16 protein-coding genes are annotated in these 15,412 nt (G+C 65.0%); 13 read left to right on the top strand and 3 right to left on the bottom strand.

The features are described 5' to 3' along the window. Positions 1–44: 44 nt before the first annotated feature. On the bottom strand, positions 45–1,664 hold the full coding sequence (locus tag GVM20_RS03270; protein ID WP_166545879.1) for an FAD-dependent oxidoreductase: 1,620 nt from the start codon (positions 1,662–1,664) through the stop codon (positions 45–47). Positions 1,665–1,863: 199 nt separating this feature from the next. On the opposite strand from GVM20_RS03270, the gene GVM20_RS03265 reads away from it, so the two are divergent. After that, entirely contained in the window at positions 1,864–2,640 is a 777-nt protein-coding gene (locus tag GVM20_RS03265) for an SDR family NAD(P)-dependent oxidoreductase (protein ID WP_166545878.1), read from the top strand. A 118-nt stretch (positions 2,641–2,758) separates the two neighbouring features. Here GVM20_RS03265 and GVM20_RS03260 read toward each other — a convergent pair whose 3' ends face one another. Beyond that, positions 2,759–3,568, bottom strand: a complete 810-nt coding sequence (locus tag GVM20_RS03260) for an SDR family NAD(P)-dependent oxidoreductase (RefSeq protein ID WP_166545877.1) — start codon at positions 3,566–3,568, stop codon at positions 2,759–2,761. Positions 3,569–3,692: 124 nt separating this feature from the next. Here GVM20_RS03260 and GVM20_RS03255 point away from each other — a divergent pair, with 124 nt between their 5' ends. Genes GVM20_RS03255 through mobA form a run of 3 tightly spaced genes read left to right on the top strand, consistent with a single transcriptional unit; the run spans position 3,693 to position 4,972 of the window. After that, positions 3,693–4,103, top strand: coding sequence for a nuclear transport factor 2 family protein (locus tag GVM20_RS03255; protein WP_166545876.1), 411 nt, complete (start codon positions 3,693–3,695; stop codon positions 4,101–4,103). 8 nt (positions 4,104–4,111) lie between these two features. Continuing rightward, entirely contained in the window at positions 4,112–4,453 is a 342-nt protein-coding gene (locus GVM20_RS03250) for a putative quinol monooxygenase (RefSeq protein ID WP_166545875.1), read from the top strand. Positions 4,454–4,462: 9 nt separating this feature from the next. Next, positions 4,463–4,972, top strand: coding sequence for a molybdenum cofactor guanylyltransferase (mobA, locus tag GVM20_RS03245; RefSeq protein ID WP_166545874.1), 510 nt, complete (start codon positions 4,463–4,465; stop codon positions 4,970–4,972). Positions 4,973–5,090: 118 nt separating this feature from the next. Here mobA and GVM20_RS03240 read toward each other — a convergent pair whose 3' ends face one another. Continuing rightward, positions 5,091–6,095 carry an NADP-dependent oxidoreductase gene (locus tag GVM20_RS03240; protein ID WP_166545873.1) on the bottom strand — a complete coding sequence of 335 codons (1,005 nt, stop codon included), beginning with the start codon at positions 6,093–6,095 and terminating at the stop codon, positions 5,091–5,093. A gap of 121 nt (positions 6,096–6,216) precedes the next feature. On the opposite strand from GVM20_RS03240, the gene GVM20_RS03235 reads away from it, so the two are divergent. From GVM20_RS03235 to GVM20_RS03195, 9 genes are all read left to right on the top strand, one after another. Continuing rightward, a complete protein-coding gene (locus GVM20_RS03235) occupies positions 6,217–8,355 on the top strand; it encodes a molybdopterin-containing oxidoreductase family protein (RefSeq protein WP_166545872.1) in 2,139 nt (712 codons plus the stop codon). Positions 8,356–8,470: 115 nt separating this feature from the next. Next, complete coding sequence (locus GVM20_RS03230; protein WP_166545871.1) at positions 8,471–9,481, top strand: NADP-dependent oxidoreductase; 1,011 nt, start codon at positions 8,471–8,473, stop codon at positions 9,479–9,481. Further along, a complete protein-coding gene (locus GVM20_RS03225) occupies positions 9,481–10,257 on the top strand; it encodes a ThuA domain-containing protein (RefSeq protein ID WP_166545870.1) in 777 nt (258 codons plus the stop codon). Before GVM20_RS03230 ends, GVM20_RS03225 begins: the two co-directional genes overlap by 1 nt. Continuing rightward, positions 10,254–10,631 carry a limonene-1,2-epoxide hydrolase family protein gene (locus GVM20_RS03220; protein ID WP_166545869.1) on the top strand — a complete coding sequence of 126 codons (378 nt, stop codon included), beginning with the start codon at positions 10,254–10,256 and terminating at the stop codon, positions 10,629–10,631. Before GVM20_RS03225 ends, GVM20_RS03220 begins: the two co-directional genes overlap by 4 nt. A 98-nt stretch (positions 10,632–10,729) precedes the next feature. Next, entirely contained in the window at positions 10,730–11,971 is a 1,242-nt protein-coding gene (locus GVM20_RS03215; protein ID WP_166545868.1) for a cytochrome P450, read from the top strand. A gap of 5 nt (positions 11,972–11,976) precedes the next feature. Next, entirely contained in the window at positions 11,977–13,059 is a 1,083-nt protein-coding gene (locus GVM20_RS03210) for an acyl-CoA dehydrogenase family protein (protein ID WP_166545867.1), read from the top strand. A 12-nt stretch (positions 13,060–13,071) separates the two neighbouring features. Next, positions 13,072–13,497, top strand: a complete 426-nt coding sequence (locus GVM20_RS03205) for a Zn-ribbon domain-containing OB-fold protein (RefSeq protein ID WP_166545866.1) — start codon at positions 13,072–13,074, stop codon at positions 13,495–13,497. Then, entirely contained in the window at positions 13,494–14,645 is a 1,152-nt protein-coding gene (locus GVM20_RS03200; protein ID WP_166545865.1) for a thiolase family protein, read from the top strand. The genes GVM20_RS03205 and GVM20_RS03200 overlap by 4 nt, the downstream gene beginning before the upstream one ends. Further along, the gene (locus GVM20_RS03195) at positions 14,642–15,412 is read left to right on the top strand and encodes an SDR family NAD(P)-dependent oxidoreductase (RefSeq protein ID WP_166545864.1); all 771 of its coding nucleotides are present in this window, start codon (positions 14,642–14,644) and stop codon (positions 15,410–15,412) included. The genes GVM20_RS03200 and GVM20_RS03195 overlap by 4 nt, the downstream gene beginning before the upstream one ends.

Here is a 15,412-nt window from a genome sequence, read left to right as displayed (position 1 = left end):
ATCGGGCCATGGATTGCTTCGCCTTTGGCTCGCAATGACGAGATTTAGATATTCGCCAAAGCTGCCGTCCGCCCGGCGATATAGCCATAGGTCAGCGCCGGGCCGAGCGTCCCACCCGCGCCCGCATAAATCCCCCCCGTGGGGCACGCGATAGCATTGCCCGCGCCGAGCAGGCCGGGGATCGGCGCGCCGTCATGCCCGAGAATCCGCGCCTGCCCGTCCGTGCGCGGCCCGCCATTGGTGCCGAGCAACCCTGAGGCGATCTCCACCGCATAGAAGGGCGCTTCCCGGATCGCGCCCAAGGTGACAGCCGTGCCCTCGCGTGAGCGGTCGCCATAGAAGTGGTCATAGGCACTGGTGCCGCGCCCGAAATCGGGATCGTGGCCTTCATCGGCATGGACGTTGAAGCGCGCGACGGTTTCGGTCAGCGCCGCACCATCGACGCCAATCTGCGCCGCCAGCCCTTCGAGCGTATCGGCGCGCATCACCCAGTCGGGAATCGGCTGTCCCGGCTGGCGCGTGCCCAGCGGATAGCGCGCGGCATATTGCGCGTCGAAGATCAGGTAGGCGGGGAGGTTGGCGTAGTCATAACTGGTAGGATCGAACTGGTGGAACACGCCCCCCAAGGCCGAGTAATTCGCCGCCTCGTTGCAGAAACGTGTCGCCTTGCGGTTCACCATGATCGAATGCGGCACGGTGCGTTCGATCAGGATAATCTGCGCGCGCTGCTCACCGCTGGCCCACGGCGCGTCGGGGGTGACGAGCGTGGGCGCCCACCACGCGCTGGTCATATTGCCGAGCTTCGCGCCCGCCGCCATCGCCAGCTTCAACCCGTCGCCCTTGCCGGTCGGCGGGCTGGCGGGCGCGGTGACGGGGCCGCGCAGGAAGGTCTGACGCAAATCCTCGTCCCATTCGAACCCGCCAGTGGTGAGGATCACGCCGCGCCGCGCGGTCATGGCGAAGGGCCGGCCATCGCGGGTGCCTTCAATGCCGGTGATCCGGTCGCCGTCCCGCACCAGCCGCTTGGTTTCCACGCCCAGAATCGGTTCGATCCCGCGCGCAAGGCAGGCCTTGAGCAGCCGCGCCACCATCGCCTGCCCGAACCCGCATTGCCGTGCCGCCATACGCTGGCCCAGCACTTCCATGGGCGGCATCGCGGCCGCCCCGCCCAAGGGCGTCTCGCGCAGCATCAGCGGCTTGGGTTCCTCGATCGCGTAGATCTTTGCCGCCCATTCGCCGAGTTCCCTCAGCGCGAACAGATCATGGTCGAGCGCGCGCGAGCCTTCAGGTTTCGCGCCGGGGCGGTCGAGGTAATAGTCGGGATAGCCGGGCAGCACCGCGACCTTGAGCGCCTCGATCTCTTCCAGAAACGCCAGCGCCTCAGGCCCCTTGTCGACGAAGGCCTCCAGCGTTTCGTCGACCAGATCGCCGTGGTCGAGGCTGCGGAAATAGGCGAGCGCGTCCTCGCGGCTGTCGGCCATGCCCGCGTCGCGCATCCGCGGATTGTCGGCGACCCAGATCACCCCGCCCGAAATCGCCGAGGTCCCGCCGATACGGTCCGCCCGTTCAATCAGCGCGACGGACGCGCCCGCTTCATGGGCGGCAAGCGCCGCGGTCATGCCCGCCGCGCCGGTGCCGAGGATGATGACGTCGACGTGTTCCATGCGGGCGGTTAGACGCCCTGCGTGCGGCTTCCGGCAACCCGTCATTTTGGCAAGGTGCGCTTCGCTCGCTCCTCCCCTACTCGTCATTGCGAGGAGCCGCAGGCGACGCGGCAATCCATGACCCGTCCTTTGCGATTGCACGGTCGGTCGATGGATTGCTTCGCTACGCTCGCAATGACGAGGAAGGGCTGGAAAACATATGAAACTGGCAGGAAAAGTCGCCGCCATTACCGGCGGCACGGCGGGCATGGGGCGCGGGATCGCCGAGGCATTCCTGGCCGAGGGTGGGAAGGTTGCACTCTTCGCCCGTAATCCCGAAAAGGGCGCCAAGGTGCTGGAAGAACTCGGGGCCGGAGACAACGCCATCTTCATCGCGGGCGACGTGATGGAACAGGCCGATCTCGAAGGCTTCATCGACCAGACCATCGCGCATTTCGGCACAATCGACATTCTGGTGAACAACGCCGGCGGCGCTGGGGATCTGCAGCCGCTGGTGAACCTCTCCGACCACTCCTTTGACGAAGCGATGAAGTGGAACGTCTATTCGACCTTCTGGGCCACGCGCCGCGCGCTGCCGACCATGATCGCCAAGGGCGATGGGCGGGTCATCAACATCTCCTCGATGGAGGGCAAGCATGGCAAGCCGGTGCTGACGGCCTACTCCGCCGCCAAGCACGCGGTGAACGGCATGACCAAAAGCGTTGCCCGCGAGGTCGGCGTGAACGGAGTGACCGTCAACGCCATCTGCCCCGGCATCGTCATCACCGACATCATCAAGAACAACGGCCCCGCCACCGCCAAGGCGATGGGCATGGAGCTTGACGAAATGATCGCGATGTTCGCCGCCGACTCGGCGATCAAGCGGCCGAACACGGTTGAGGAAGTCGCCGCCGTGGCGGTGCTGCTGGCGAGCGCGGCCGGAGCCGGGATCACCGGCCAGCAGATCAGCGTCGACGGGGGCACCGCGCAGTATTGAGGCCGCGCGCGAAGAGTCGCACGCACCCCCCGTCATCCCGGGCTTGACCCGGGACCGCTTTCGGCAAGGGCCAAGCAGCGAGCGATCCCGGCTTTCGCCGGGATGACGGCGTCAGACTCTACCCCTGCAACTTCGCCATCGCCGCACCAACTGCTGCGGCGACATCGCCCGCCTGCGGATTGCCGCGCATGATGAGGCCGCCATTAGGCTGGATATTGGCCCCGGTGACATAGGCCTGATCGGTGCTGAGCCACAGGCAGGCATGGGCGACATCGTCCACGGTATTGAGCCGCCCCATCGGGTAGCGCGGCAGGAAGGCGTCGGTCAGCCCCGGCACCTGGAAGCTTTCATGCGTCATCGGGCTGTCGGTGAAGGCGGGCGAGACCGTGTTGGCCTTGATTCCCAAGTGCCCGTAATCATTGGCCACGCACTCGATCAGCGCCTCGGAGCCGCGCTTGGTGCCGATATAGGCGGCGTGATTGGTGATGATCGCCTTGGTGGTGGCCGAGGACAGGCTGATCAGCGATCCGCCGGTCGGCTGCTGCTGGCTCATCACCCGCACGAAGGCCTGCAGGAAGTGGTGAACGCCCTTGAACTGCAAGTCGACGATCTGGTCGAGCTGTTCGTCGGTGATTTCTTCAAGGCTGGCGAGCAGGCCCCAGCCGGTGGTGTTGATCGCGATATCGACCCGCCCGAAAGCCGCCACCGCCTTGTCGGCCATGGCGTTGACCTCGGGCTTCTTGGCGATGTCGCACAGCGCATATTCGCCGCCGATCTCCTTGGCGAGCGCGGCCAGCGGGGCTTCCTTGCGGCCCGCCACCATCACCTTCGCGCCTTCCTTGGCGAACAGGCGGGCGATGGTCTGGCCCATGTTGCCCTCCGACGCCGCCCCCAGCACCACTGCGGTCTTGCCCTCTAACTGTCCCATCACAAATCTCCTCTCGAAACGCCGAGTAACACGGGGAGCAATGCCGCGGCCCTTCCCAAAAGTGTCCATTGTTCAGCCAGCCCCCGCGGCGGATAGCGGCGCGACAATCGTGGGAGAGCGCGCTATGTTTACCGGACCGCTGGAGGATCGCGTGGCGATCGTCGAACTCAATGGCACCTATGCCGATGGCGTGGTGCGCTTCGATGCCGAGACCTGGGGGAGCGTGTGGGCGGATGATGCCGACTGGGATCTGATGGGCCACAAGACCAAGGGCAAGGACGCCATCGTCGGCTTCTGGAACGGCGCGATGGGCGGATTGCAGGCGGTCAGCTTTCAATGCGTGCCCTGCATGATCGAAGTGACCGGCAACACCGCGAAATCGCGGGTGCAGACGCAGGAAATCTTGAAGCCCAAGGATGCGCCCGCGCGCCATGTCGGCGGTCTCTACGAAGACGAACTCGCCAAAATCGACGGCCGCTGGGTGTTCACCAGCCGCACCTTCAAGATCATCGCCGAATTCGGCGCTCAGGGGTAATTCGGTACATGGCCAAGATTCTCATTTCCGCCCAGATCGACCTCGACCCCGCCCAGCGCGAGGAAGCGCTGCGCACCGCCCGCCCGCATATCGAAGCGGCGCTCGCCGAAAAGGGCTGCATCCATTACGACTGGAGCGCCTGTTCGATGAACCCCGCGCGCGTGAATGTGTTCGAGGAATGGGAGAGCGAAGAAGCGCTCGCCGCCCATTTCAAGGACCCGGCCTATACCGGAATGCGCGATCATATCGGTCAGTTCGGCATCACCGGCGCGGTGAGCGCCAAGTACCGCGTCGATGCGGAAGGCCCGGTCTATAATGCCGAGGGCAATGCGACCGAGGCGTTTGACTAAACTGCACCAGTGATTCTGGGCGCGATCCTCGCCGGCGGTCAGGCGCGGCGGTTCGGCAGCGACAAGGCGCAGGCGCTCTATCAGGGCGAGCGGCTGATCGACCGCGTGGCGGCTGCGCTGCTCGTGCAATGCGGCGGGTTGGTGGTCTGCGGGCGTGATGAGCCGGGTTTCCGCTGCATTCCCGATTGGCCCGAGGCTGGGCTTGGCCCCCTTGGCGGTTTGGCAGCGGCGTTGCGCCATGCGCGGGAACAGGGCTTCAGCCATGTCCTGTCCGCCGGGGTCGATGTGCCGGATTTGCCGCATGATCTGGCCATGAGCCTCGCAGGTGAAGGTGCGGCAATTGTGGAGAGCCAGCCGGTCGTCGGGCTGTGGCCGGTGGCCGACGTCCCGACGCTTGATGCCTTCCTGAGCGGCGGTGGGCGTTCGCTCTACCGGTTCGCCGATGCCATTGCCGCACGGCGGGTCGATCTTCCCACCGCGTTGATGAACGTCAACCGGCCGGAGGATTTGGCGGGGTGAATCCTCTGCTCGTCATTGCGAGGAGCCGAAGGCGACGCGGCAATCCATGAACGAACCAAGCCGCGCGCGGAAAGGTCAGGCCATGGATTGCTTCGCCTGCGGCTCGCAATGACGAGGCCTAAAGCTTCAGCATCTGCTTCCCGCGATTGAGGCCGGTGAACAACCGCTGCAAGGTCTGCGGCGCGTTTTCGAAGCCGTGCTGGATGTCTTCCTGATACTTCAGGCTGCCATCCTTGACGAAGCCTTCGAGCCGCTTGCGGATGCCGGGGAATTCGCTCGCCCAGTCAAGCACGATGAAGCCCGCCATGGTGCCGCGGCGGAAGACGAGGTTGAAGTAGTTTTCGGGGCCAGCGGGCAGCGAGCCGGTCTCGTAGCGGCTGATCCCGCCGCAGATCACCACGCGCGCATTGGTGGCGATGCAGGCGAGCATATCGTTGAGGATTTTCCCGCCGACATTGTCGTAGATCACGTCCACGCCGCGCGGGCACAGTTCCTTGATCTGGGCCTTCACATTGTCGGCCTTGTAGTCGATCGCGGCGTCATAGCCTGCCTCGCGCACCAGCCAGTCGCACTTGTCCTGACCCCCCGCGATGCCGACCACGCGGCACCCGGCGATCTTGGCGAGCTGGCCGACGATGCTCCCCGTCGCCCCCGCCGCGCCGGACACCAGCACGGTATCGCCGGCCACGGGCTTGCCGACCTTGAACAGCCCGCAATAGGCCGTCAGCCCCGTCGTCCCCAACACCGAGAGAACGGCAGTGGGTGAGATTTCGGTCTCGACCTTGGTCAGCTCCTTGCCATCGGTGACGAGGTATTCGGTCCAGCCGGTGGTGCCGAACACCATGTCGCCCACGGCGAACCTGCCGCCGTTGGATGCGACCACTTCGGCAATCCCGCTGCCGCGCATCACGTCGCCGATGTTCATGGGCGCAACGTAGTCCGCAATGTTCTCCATCCAGCCCTTCTGCGCCGGATCGAAGCCGAGGTAATGCAGCTTGAGCAGCATCTCGCCGGGGCCGGGATCGCCAAGCTCGGTGGTGACCAGCTTGAAGTCGTTTGCGATCTCGATACCCCGGCCGCGCGGGTGTCCGTTAAGCAGCCATTGGCGGGTGGTGGTCGGCATCAGGTATCTCCTCGTTTCCCTTGCCCTATTGCGGGGGCAAAGCGCCGGTCTCCACGGACAAAAGTGTCAGTCGAGTGGTTCGCCCCCTGTGGTAGTTTGCACAGATAAAGGGAGAACCACGATGGGCGTCGAGACTCACAAGACCTTCTGCCGCTTCTGCCACGCCAATTGCGCGATGGAGGTGGACGTTGCTGACGGGAAGGTGATCGAGGTGCGCGGCGATCCCGACGATCCGGCCTATGGCGGCTACACCTGCATGAAGGGGCGCGAGCTGCCGGATTCGCACAATTCGGAAAACCGCCTGCATTACAGCCTGGTGCGTAATGACGCGGGCGAATTCGTCTCGACCCCGATGCCGGAAGCGCTGGCCCATGTCGCGAGCGAGTTGCGCCGCATCATCGACCAGTATGGGCCGCATTCGGTGGCCGTGTTCATGGGATCGGGCGGCTTCCAGAACAGCGCCGCCATGTCCGCGTCCTTGAGCTTTGCGAACGCGGTAGGGAGCCGCAATTTCTACACCTCGGTGACGCTTGATCAGCCCGCCAAGGTGTTCACCACCGCGCGGTACGGCAAGTGGATGGCAGGGCCGAACACCTTCAGTGAAAGCGATGTGGCCTTCTTCATCGGCAACAACCCGATCGTCTCGCACTATTCGCCGGTCGGCGGCGTGCCGCCGTTCAGTCCCTCGCGCCGCATCCGTGACCAGCAGGCCAAGGGCCTCAAGCTGATCGTCGCCGACCCGCGCGAAAGCGATGTGGCGCGGCTGGCCGACATCTACCTGCCGGTGAAGCCGGGCGAGGACCCGGCGATGCTGGCGGGGATGCTCAATGTGATCATCAGCGAAGGACTGTACGATCGCAATTTCGTCGCCGCCCATGTCGACGGGTTTGACGAGCTGGCCGAAGCGGTGAAAGCCTTCCCGCCCGAGGTCGCCGCCGAACGCGCGGGGCTGGACAAGGATCAACTGGTCGCCGCCGCGCGAATGTTCGCCACCGGGTCGAAAGGCTGCGCCGTCACCGGCACCGGCCCCGAAATGGCGGGCAACGGGACGCTGACCGAATATCTGGTCGTCTGCCTCAACACCATCTGCGCGCGCTTCAAGCAGGAGGGTGAGAAGGCCGCGATCCCCGGCGTGTTCAGCCCCTACCAGAACGCCCGCCGCGCGCAGGTGGGGCCGCCCGTCCCGATGTTCGGCGCGGAAGGGATGCCGAAATCGCGCTTCCGGGGCTTGGGGCACTTGGGCTGGGAGATGCCCTGCAACGTGCTGGCTGACGAAATCCTGACCCCCGGCGAAGGCCAGGTGCGCGCGTTGATCTCGGTCGGCGGCAATCCGGTGGTCGGCTTCCCCGATCAGGCCAAGATGGTCCGCGCGCTCGATGACCTTGAGCTGTTTGTGCAGATCGACCCGTGGATGAGCGCCAGCGCCAAGCGCGCCGACGTCGTGCTCGCCCCCTCGCAATGCCTTGAACGTGAGGACATCACCAGCCTCAGCGAATGGTGGCATGAAGAACCCTATGCCCGCTACACCGAGGCGGTGGTCGCGGCTCCCGGCGACTGTATCGACGAATATGAGATGTTCTGGACGCTCGCCCATCACCTCGGCATCCAGATGATGCTCAACGGCGGCCCGCTGCCGATGGACCGCAAGCCGACCAAGCAGGAGTTCCTTGATCTCGCCGTCACCGGCTGCCTCGTGAAACCCAGCAAGGTGCGCGAGGATTGCGCTGCGAACGGCGGTGCGGCGGTGATCTATCCCGAGGTTCACCCCAAGGTCGAACCGGTCGACGAGGGCGAATTCCACCGCTTCGACCTGGCGGTGGGCGCAATGCCTTCCGAGATCGGGAAGTATGCCGAAAACCGCGCGGCGCGCGAAGGCTTTGATTACCGCTTGATCAGCCGCCGCTCCAAGACACGGTTCAATTCGATCGGCCACCCACTCAAGAAATTGCAGGCCAAGACCACCACCAACCCCGCCTATATCCACCCCGATGACATTGCGGCGCTGGGGCTGGAGGAAGGCGGGCTGGTCGCGATCACCTCGCCCCATGCGACGATCCACGGGGTCGTCAAGGCGAGCGACAAGGTGCGGCGCGGGATCATCTCGATGGCCCATGCCTACGGCGATGCTGATGCCACCAAGGAAGACGTGCGGGAACGCGGATCCTCCACCAACCGGCTGGTGAGCGAAGTGGTCGATTACGATCCGATCACCGGGCAGTCTCTGCAAAGCGCCATTCCGGTGAAGCTCGAACCGGCTTAGAATTCAAACCCTTGAATCCGTTCGGGCTGAGCGTGTCGAAGCCCCGTTCTTCCTTTTCGGAGAGAAGTGCGGCCCTTCGACAGGCTCAGGGCGAACGGAAATGGAGATTATCCGAATGCCCCAGAACCGCCGCTTCCTCCTCCAGCGCCGCCCTGACGGCACGCCCGTCAAAGAAGATTTCGAACTCATCACCGAGCCCACCCCTGCGCTGGAAGAGGGCCAGTTCCTGATCCGCAACCACTACGCCTCGCTCGATCCGGCGATGCGCGGGTGGATGGATGCGGAAGGCAATTACATGCCGCCGATCCCCCTGGGCGACCCGGTGCGGGCAAGCACCATCGGCGTGGTCGAGGAAAGCCGCGCGGAAGGCTTTGCACCTGGCCAGTGGGTCATGGGCCTCAATGCGCTGGAGGATTACTCGATCGGCACCGTCGGCGGGTTCACCCAGCCGATCGACCCGAGCCTTGTGCCGAGCGTCACCAATTACCTGTCGATCTTCGGCGCGGTGGGGATGACGGCCTATTTCGGCTTCCTCGAAGTATGCCAGCCCAAGGCCGGTGAGACCGTGCTGGTCAGCGGCGCGGCGGGCGCGGTGGGATCGCTGGTCGGCCAGCTCGCCAAGATCCACGGCTGCCGCGCGGTGGGCATCGCCGGCGGCCCGGCCAAGTGCGCGCGCCTCACCGAGAAATACGGGTTCGATGCCGCCATCGACTATCGCGGCAAGGATGAAGCCGCGCTCACCAAGGCGATTGCCGACGCCTGCCCGGACGGGGTCGATGTGATCTTCGAGAATGTCGGCGGGATCATCCTTGATGCGGGGCTGATGAACCTCAACCTGCATTCGCGGGTCGGGCTGTGCGGGCTCATCAGCGAATACAACACCGAGCCGCGCGGTATCCGCAACCTGTGGCAGCTGATCGTCAAGCGCGCGCATATCCGCGGGCTGTTGGTCGCCGACTACGTCCCCCGCTTCGCCGAGGGCGCGGCGCAGATGGGCGTCTGGGCCGCGCAGGGCAAGCTCACCATCGACGAGCATATCGACGAGGGGCTGGAGCACGCCTTTGACAGCTTCATGCGGCTGTTTGCGGGCACCAATGACGGCAAGATGATCCTCAAGATCGCCTGATGCGCTCTTTGCTGGTTCTGTCGGGGGGCCACCCCTACGAGGAAGGCCCCTTTGCCGAATTGCTGGCGGCGCTGGGTGATTGGGACATTACCCACCTGATCCACCCTGATGGCGGGGAGGCCGACGCGGCCGGGGCGATTGCCGCGGCCGACGGCCTGCTGTTCTATGACATGGCAGGCTACACCTTTGCCGATGGCACGGTGTCGATGCGCCCGCCCTCACCCGCCTACCGCGACGCGATCACCGCGCGGTTTGCGGCGGGCAGGGGCGCGGTCGCTTTGCACCACGCGCTGGCCGGGTGGGCCGAGTGGCCGGAATGGCATGAATGGCTTGGCGGCGGGTTCCTATACCAGCCGGGCGAATGGCAGGGCGAGGCGTGGCCCGATTCCGGCTATCGCCACGATGTCGCCTATGACGCCCATGTCGTCGCCGATCATCCCGTGACGCGCGGCTTGCCCGCCCGCTTTCCGGTGACCGACGAGGTCTATCTCTGCCCGATCGATGAAGGCGCCATCATCCCGCTCATGCGGGCCGAGGGGTTCGCCTTCACCGCGAGCAATTTCTACTCCGCCGCCAATGCCGTCGCAGGCGCGATGTTCAGCCGCGAGGGCTGGGACCACCCACCCGGCAGCAATTGCATCGCCTGGGAAAGCCGCACCTGCCCCGCCCCGCTCATCTACCTGCAATGCGGCGATGGCCCGGCGACCTACGCAAACCCGAACGTCCGGCAAATGCTGGCCCAAGCGCTCGACTACACCTCAGGAGGAACCGCATGACCCCCCAGCAAACCGTCGAGGCCTTCATCGGCCATTGGAATGCCTGCGACATCGACGCGATGCTGGGCCTGTGCGCGCCCGGGATCGTCTATCACAATATCCCGATGGAGCCGGTCAACGGCACCGCCGCGATGCGCGAAATGGTGGCCGGATTTCTCGCGGATATCGCCTCCTGCGACTGGCAGACCCATGCCATCGCCGCCAACGGCAACACCGTCCTGACCGAGCGCACGGACGCTTTCAACTTCAAGGACGGCCGCCGCGCCGCGGTTCGGGTGATGGGCACCTTTGAAGTGGACGCAAACGGCCTGATCACCCACTGGCGCGACTATTTCGATATGGCTGAATTTGTGCGAGAATTTGCCGCTAGATGATGTTCTCCGTGCAATCCTAACACAAACGCGCATCGCAAGGGGGGCGGGGTCATGGCTAGGCTTGCGCCATAATATCCAAGGGTCTGGAGCCGCCTCACATGAACAAGCCACAAGGCAACGTGTTTGCGCCTGAAACGCTGATCGATCCGTTCGACCATTACCGCGCCATGCACGAGGCCGGGGTTGCGATCGAGCTTCTCGAAGGCATGAACACCTACGTCGTCTACAGCTATGACCTGTGCAGCGAGGCGACCACCAAGCCGGAGATCTTCTCGAACGATTTCACCGCGCTGATGGGGCGTGAGGCGGATGAGGATATTCAGGCCATTCTGGCCGAAGGTTGGCCTGACCTGCCCACCCTGCTGACCGCCGATCACCCGGTTCACACCCGCAACCGGAAGCTGGTGAACCTCGCCTTCTCCGCCCCGCGTGTGAACGCCATCGAAGCGGATATGCGGCAGAAATCGATCGACCTGATCGAGGCCTTTGCCGACCGGGGGGAATGCGAATTCGTCGAGGAGTTCGGCGTGCCGCTGCCGGTCGCGATGATTGCCGGGCAGATCGGGCTTGATGATGATCCCAAGCGGGTCAAGCGTTGGTCCGATGCGGCGGTCGACCGGTTCAGCCAGATGGTCGATCACGACCGCAAACTGGAATGCGCGCGCAGCCTCGTCGAGTTCCAGCACTACATGAAGGGCCTGATCGATGATCGCCGCGCGAATGGCGGCAATGACCTGCTCACCGATCTGGTTGAAGCACGGATCGAGGGCGAAACCCCGCTGATTGACCCCGAGATCATGTCGCTGATGCAGCAATTCATGGTGGCGGGGAACGAGACCACCACCTCGACGCTGGCAGGCGGATTGCTCCAGTTGATCCGCAATCCCGATCAGATGGCCAAAGCCAAGGCCGCCGCTGGCGGGCGAGACCCCAAGGTCATCGGCAACCTCGTCGAAGAGGCGCTGCGCTATGAAACGCCGACGGCGGGGATGTGGCGCATCGTCAAGCAGGATACCGAGCTCGGCGGCATGGCGATCCCGGCGGGCAGCGTGGTGCAGCTGCGCTACGCTGCGGCCAACCGCGATCCGTCCCGGTTCCCCGATCCTGACCGCTTCGACATCGAGCGCACCAACGCCCGCACGCATCTGAGCTTCGGCAAGGGGCCGCATATGTGCGTGGGCAACATGCTCTCCCGCAAGGAAATGCTGGTCGCTTTCGACGAGCTGCTCGAACGGCTCGATAACTTCGCCGTCAAGGACGAGAGCGAAATCCGCATCCTCCCCAACATCCTGCTGCGCGGGGTGACCCACCTGCCGATCACGTTCACGCGGAAAGCCTGACGCCTATGAATTTCGACCTTTCCGAAGAACAGCAAATGTTCGTGACCTCGGTCGAGCGGTTTGCCGCGCCGATCGATGTCGAAGCCCGGCGCAGGCTGCGGCTCTCGCCCACCGGTTATGACCGATCGCGCTGGCAGCAATTGGCCGAGATGGGCCTGATCGCGCTCGCCGCGGGCGAGGATGCGGGCGGCATGGGCGGCTCGGCGGTGGATCTGGCGCTGGTGGCCGAAGCCATCGGCAAGGCCAATGCACCGGATCCCTTGTTGGAACATGGCATCCTGCCCGCCCTGCTGCTCGAACGCGGCGGCGCGACGGAGGCACTCGAAGGTGTGTTGGCGGGCGCAACCATCGCCACCCTCGCCTGGACGGAACGCGGACAGCGTTACAGCCTGAAGGCCAAGGGCATGAAGGCCGATGGCGCTGGGGGCAGCGTTACCCTCACCGGCGAAAAGACCATGGTGATGGGCGCGCTGATCGCCGACCTGTTCATCGTCACCGCCGACATGGGCGGGGAGACCGCCTGTTTCCTCGTGCCGAAGGATGCGCCGGGGCTGGAAGTGCGCGCCTATCGCCTGGCCGATGGCAGCATCGCAGGCGAGCTGAAACTGACCCGCACCCCTGCCGCCACGAAACTGGCGCTGGATGCCGAAGGGCTTGCTGCGGTCGCTGCCGAAATGCGGCTTTATGCGGCGGCTGAGATGGTTGGGCTGGGCCAGCGCCTGCTCGATGACACGCTGACTTACGTGAAGGAGCGCGAGCAGTTCGGTGTTGCCATCGGCAGCTTCCAGGCGCTCCAGCACCGGCTGGTCGATTGCTATGCCCGCGAAGAACAGGCGCGCTCGATGCTGCTGCGCGCGGCGCTGACCGACCGGGGCGATGCCGCCAAGTGGCAGCGCGCCGCCGCCGGGGCGAAAGCCTTCATCGGCGAAAACGTCGATGCCATCGCGCGGGAAGCGGTGCAGATGCACGGCGGGATGGGGATCACGGACGAATTGGCAATCGGCCATGCATTGAAGCGCGTGCTGGTGCTCGCCCGGTTGTTCGGTGACGTCGACACTGTGCTTGCCGAATATGCTTTGGCAGCCTGAGGGGGCTTGGACATGGGACAGAAGATCGACCCGAACCTCTGGAGCGACGGGCCGGAACCGCACCTGATGGGCGGCAAGTTGCCGTCTGGCGAAGTGGTGTTTCCGATGCCAGTCGGCGACGCGGCCGAGGGCGTGGAGCCCTACAAGCTATCACGCCGGGGCAAGCTGTGGTCGTGGACGAGCCAAGGCTTCCTGCCCAAGGAGCCCTATGAAGGCCCCGGCAGCGGTCCCGGCGAAGGCCCGCCCGATTTCCAGCCCTTCCTCTTGGGCTATGTCGAACTGCCCGGTGAGGTGATCGTCGAAAGCCGCATCGTCGATGCCAGACTGGAAGACCTGCATCTCGGCATGGAGCTCGAATTCTGCATCGTGCCGTTCAACATGACGCATGACACCTTCGCCTTCCGCCCGGTCGCCGCAATCGAGAGTAAAGCCGCATGAGCGAGAACGTGTATATCATCGGCGCCGGCATTCACCCCTTCGGGCGCACAGACGGTCGTTCAGGCCGCGAACAGGGGGTCCATGCGGTGCGCGAGGCGCTCGGCGATGCCGGGCTCGAATGGCCCGATATTGAATGCGCCTATGGCGGCAGCGCTGCGGCGGGCAATGCCGACATCATGGTCAACGAGCTGGGGCTGACCTCCCTCCCCTTCACCAACGTTGCCAATGGCTGCGCCACCGGGGGCAGCGCGCTCGCCGCCTCGCAGCAGGCGATTGCGAGCGGGATGTATGACCTCGCCCTCGCCGTCGGCTTCGACAAGCATCCGCGCGGCGCGTTCAACGCCAAACCTGCCGATTACGGCCTGCCCGAATGGTACGGCCAGACCGGCATGATGCTGACCACGCAGTTCTTCGCGCTCAAGATCCAGCGCTATATGCAATTGCACGGCATCAGCCGCACCACGCTGGGCCGGGTCGCGGAAAAGGCGTTCCGCAACGGCACGATCACGCCCCACGCATGGCGGCGCAGCCCGGTCGATCTCGACACGATCATGAACGCGCCGATGATCAACGACCCGCTGACCAAATACATGTTCTGCTCGCCCGCAGAAGGCGCAGTGGCGCTGATCCTCGCCAGCGAGAAGAAGATGAGGGAGCTTGGCGCGGATGGCGTCAAGATCCGCGCGGTTTCCGTGAAGACGCGCCCGCCCAACTCCTTCGAGGTGTTTCAGGCCGGCATCAGCATTGAGGAAGGCGGCAAGCCCACCGTCCTCGCGTCGAAGGCCGCGTTCGAGAAGGCCGGGGTCGGGCCCGAGGACATCTCGGTCGCCCAGCTTCAGGACACCGAAAGCGGAGCGGAAATCATGCACATGGCCGAAAACGGCTTCTGCAAGGATGGCGATCAGGAAGAGTGGCTTGCCAACGGCTGGACCGAGATTGGCGGCAAGCTGCCGGTCAACACCGATGGCGGCTGCCTTGCCTGCGGCGAGCCTGTCGGGGCTTCGGGTCTCCGGCAGATTTACGAAAACGTCGCCCAGCTGCGCCAGCGTGCCGGTGAGCGCCAAGTGCCGGGCAAGCCGCGCTTCGGTTACTCCCACGTCTACGGCGCACCCGGCCTGTCCGGCGTCGCCATTCTGGAACGCGAATGAGCCGTATGCGGGGCAAGGTCGCGCTGATTTCGGGCGGCGCGGAGGGGATCGGGGCTGCGGTCGCACGGCTGATTATCGCCGAGGGCGGCAGCGTGATGCTCGGCGATGTGCAGCTGGAAAAGGCGCAGGAACTCGCCGCCGAGCTGGGCGAGCGCGCGGCGGCCTGCCAGCTTGATGTGCGGGACTTGCACCAGTGGGAAGCCGCCGTCTCCGCCACGCGCGGCCATTTCGGCAAGCTCACCGTGCTGTGCAACATCGCCGGCATTTCCGAACCCGGCAACGTGCCCGATGGCGATCTCGACGTGTGGCACCGCACCATCGACATCAACCTCCACGGCCCGTTCTACGGGATGCGGGCTGCGATCCCGGCGATGGAAGCCAGCGGAGAACCCTGCGCCATCGTCAATATCGGCTCGATGATCGCGCTGCGCCCGGCGGCGTTCGTCGCCGCTTACTCAGCGTCGAAGACCGGCCTGCGCGGTCTCACCCAGTCAGTCGCGCTTGACCTCACCGCGCGCGGCTTGCCGATCCGCGTCAACATGGTCCACCCCGGCGCGATTCGCACGCCGATGTACAATCGCTACAAGTTTTCCGGCGCCGACACGCCCGAGAACATCGAAACCAATTTCGCCGCCACCCACCCGATGAACCGCATCGGCGAGCCCGAAGAGGTCGCCCGCGCGGTGGTCTTCCTCGCCAGCGATGATGCGAGTTTCACCACGGGCTGCGACTTCACCGTCGACGGCGGCGGGAGCATCAGGAGCTAA

Origin of the sequence: Porphyrobacter sp. SLTP (genome assembly GCF_009905735.1) — a bacterium.
GTDB lineage: Bacteria > Pseudomonadota > Alphaproteobacteria > Sphingomonadales > Sphingomonadaceae > Erythrobacter.
This window is presented reverse-complemented; position numbering and strand designations above follow the sequence as displayed.

Coding starts and splice junctions, on each gene's coding strand:
- GVM20_RS03225 (WP_166545870.1), top strand. CDS start 9,481: ATGCGCTCTTTGCTGGTTCTGTCGGGGGGCCACCCCTACGAGGAAGGC.
- GVM20_RS03200 (WP_166545865.1), top strand. CDS start 13,494: ATGAGCGAGAACGTGTATATCATCGGCGCCGGCATTCACCCCTTCGGG.
- GVM20_RS03230 (WP_166545871.1), top strand. CDS start 8,471: ATGCCCCAGAACCGCCGCTTCCTCCTCCAGCGCCGCCCTGACGGCACG.
- GVM20_RS03220 (WP_166545869.1), top strand. CDS start 10,254: ATGACCCCCCAGCAAACCGTCGAGGCCTTCATCGGCCATTGGAATGCC.
- GVM20_RS03265 (WP_166545878.1), top strand. CDS start 1,864: ATGAAACTGGCAGGAAAAGTCGCCGCCATTACCGGCGGCACGGCGGGC.
- GVM20_RS03255 (WP_166545876.1), top strand. CDS start 3,693: ATGTTTACCGGACCGCTGGAGGATCGCGTGGCGATCGTCGAACTCAAT.
- GVM20_RS03215 (WP_166545868.1), top strand. CDS start 10,730: ATGAACAAGCCACAAGGCAACGTGTTTGCGCCTGAAACGCTGATCGAT.
- GVM20_RS03195 (WP_166545864.1), top strand. CDS start 14,642: ATGAGCCGTATGCGGGGCAAGGTCGCGCTGATTTCGGGCGGCGCGGAG.
- GVM20_RS03210 (WP_166545867.1), top strand. CDS start 11,977: ATGAATTTCGACCTTTCCGAAGAACAGCAAATGTTCGTGACCTCGGTC.
- GVM20_RS03205 (WP_166545866.1), top strand. CDS start 13,072: ATGGGACAGAAGATCGACCCGAACCTCTGGAGCGACGGGCCGGAACCG.
- GVM20_RS03250 (WP_166545875.1), top strand. CDS start 4,112: ATGGCCAAGATTCTCATTTCCGCCCAGATCGACCTCGACCCCGCCCAG.
- GVM20_RS03270 (WP_166545879.1), bottom strand. CDS start 1,664: ATGGAACACGTCGACGTCATCATCCTCGGCACCGGCGCGGCGGGCATG.
- GVM20_RS03260 (WP_166545877.1), bottom strand. CDS start 3,568: ATGGGACAGTTAGAGGGCAAGACCGCAGTGGTGCTGGGGGCGGCGTCG.
- GVM20_RS03235 (WP_166545872.1), top strand. CDS start 6,217: ATGGGCGTCGAGACTCACAAGACCTTCTGCCGCTTCTGCCACGCCAAT.
- GVM20_RS03240 (WP_166545873.1), bottom strand. CDS start 6,095: ATGCCGACCACCACCCGCCAATGGCTGCTTAACGGACACCCGCGCGGC.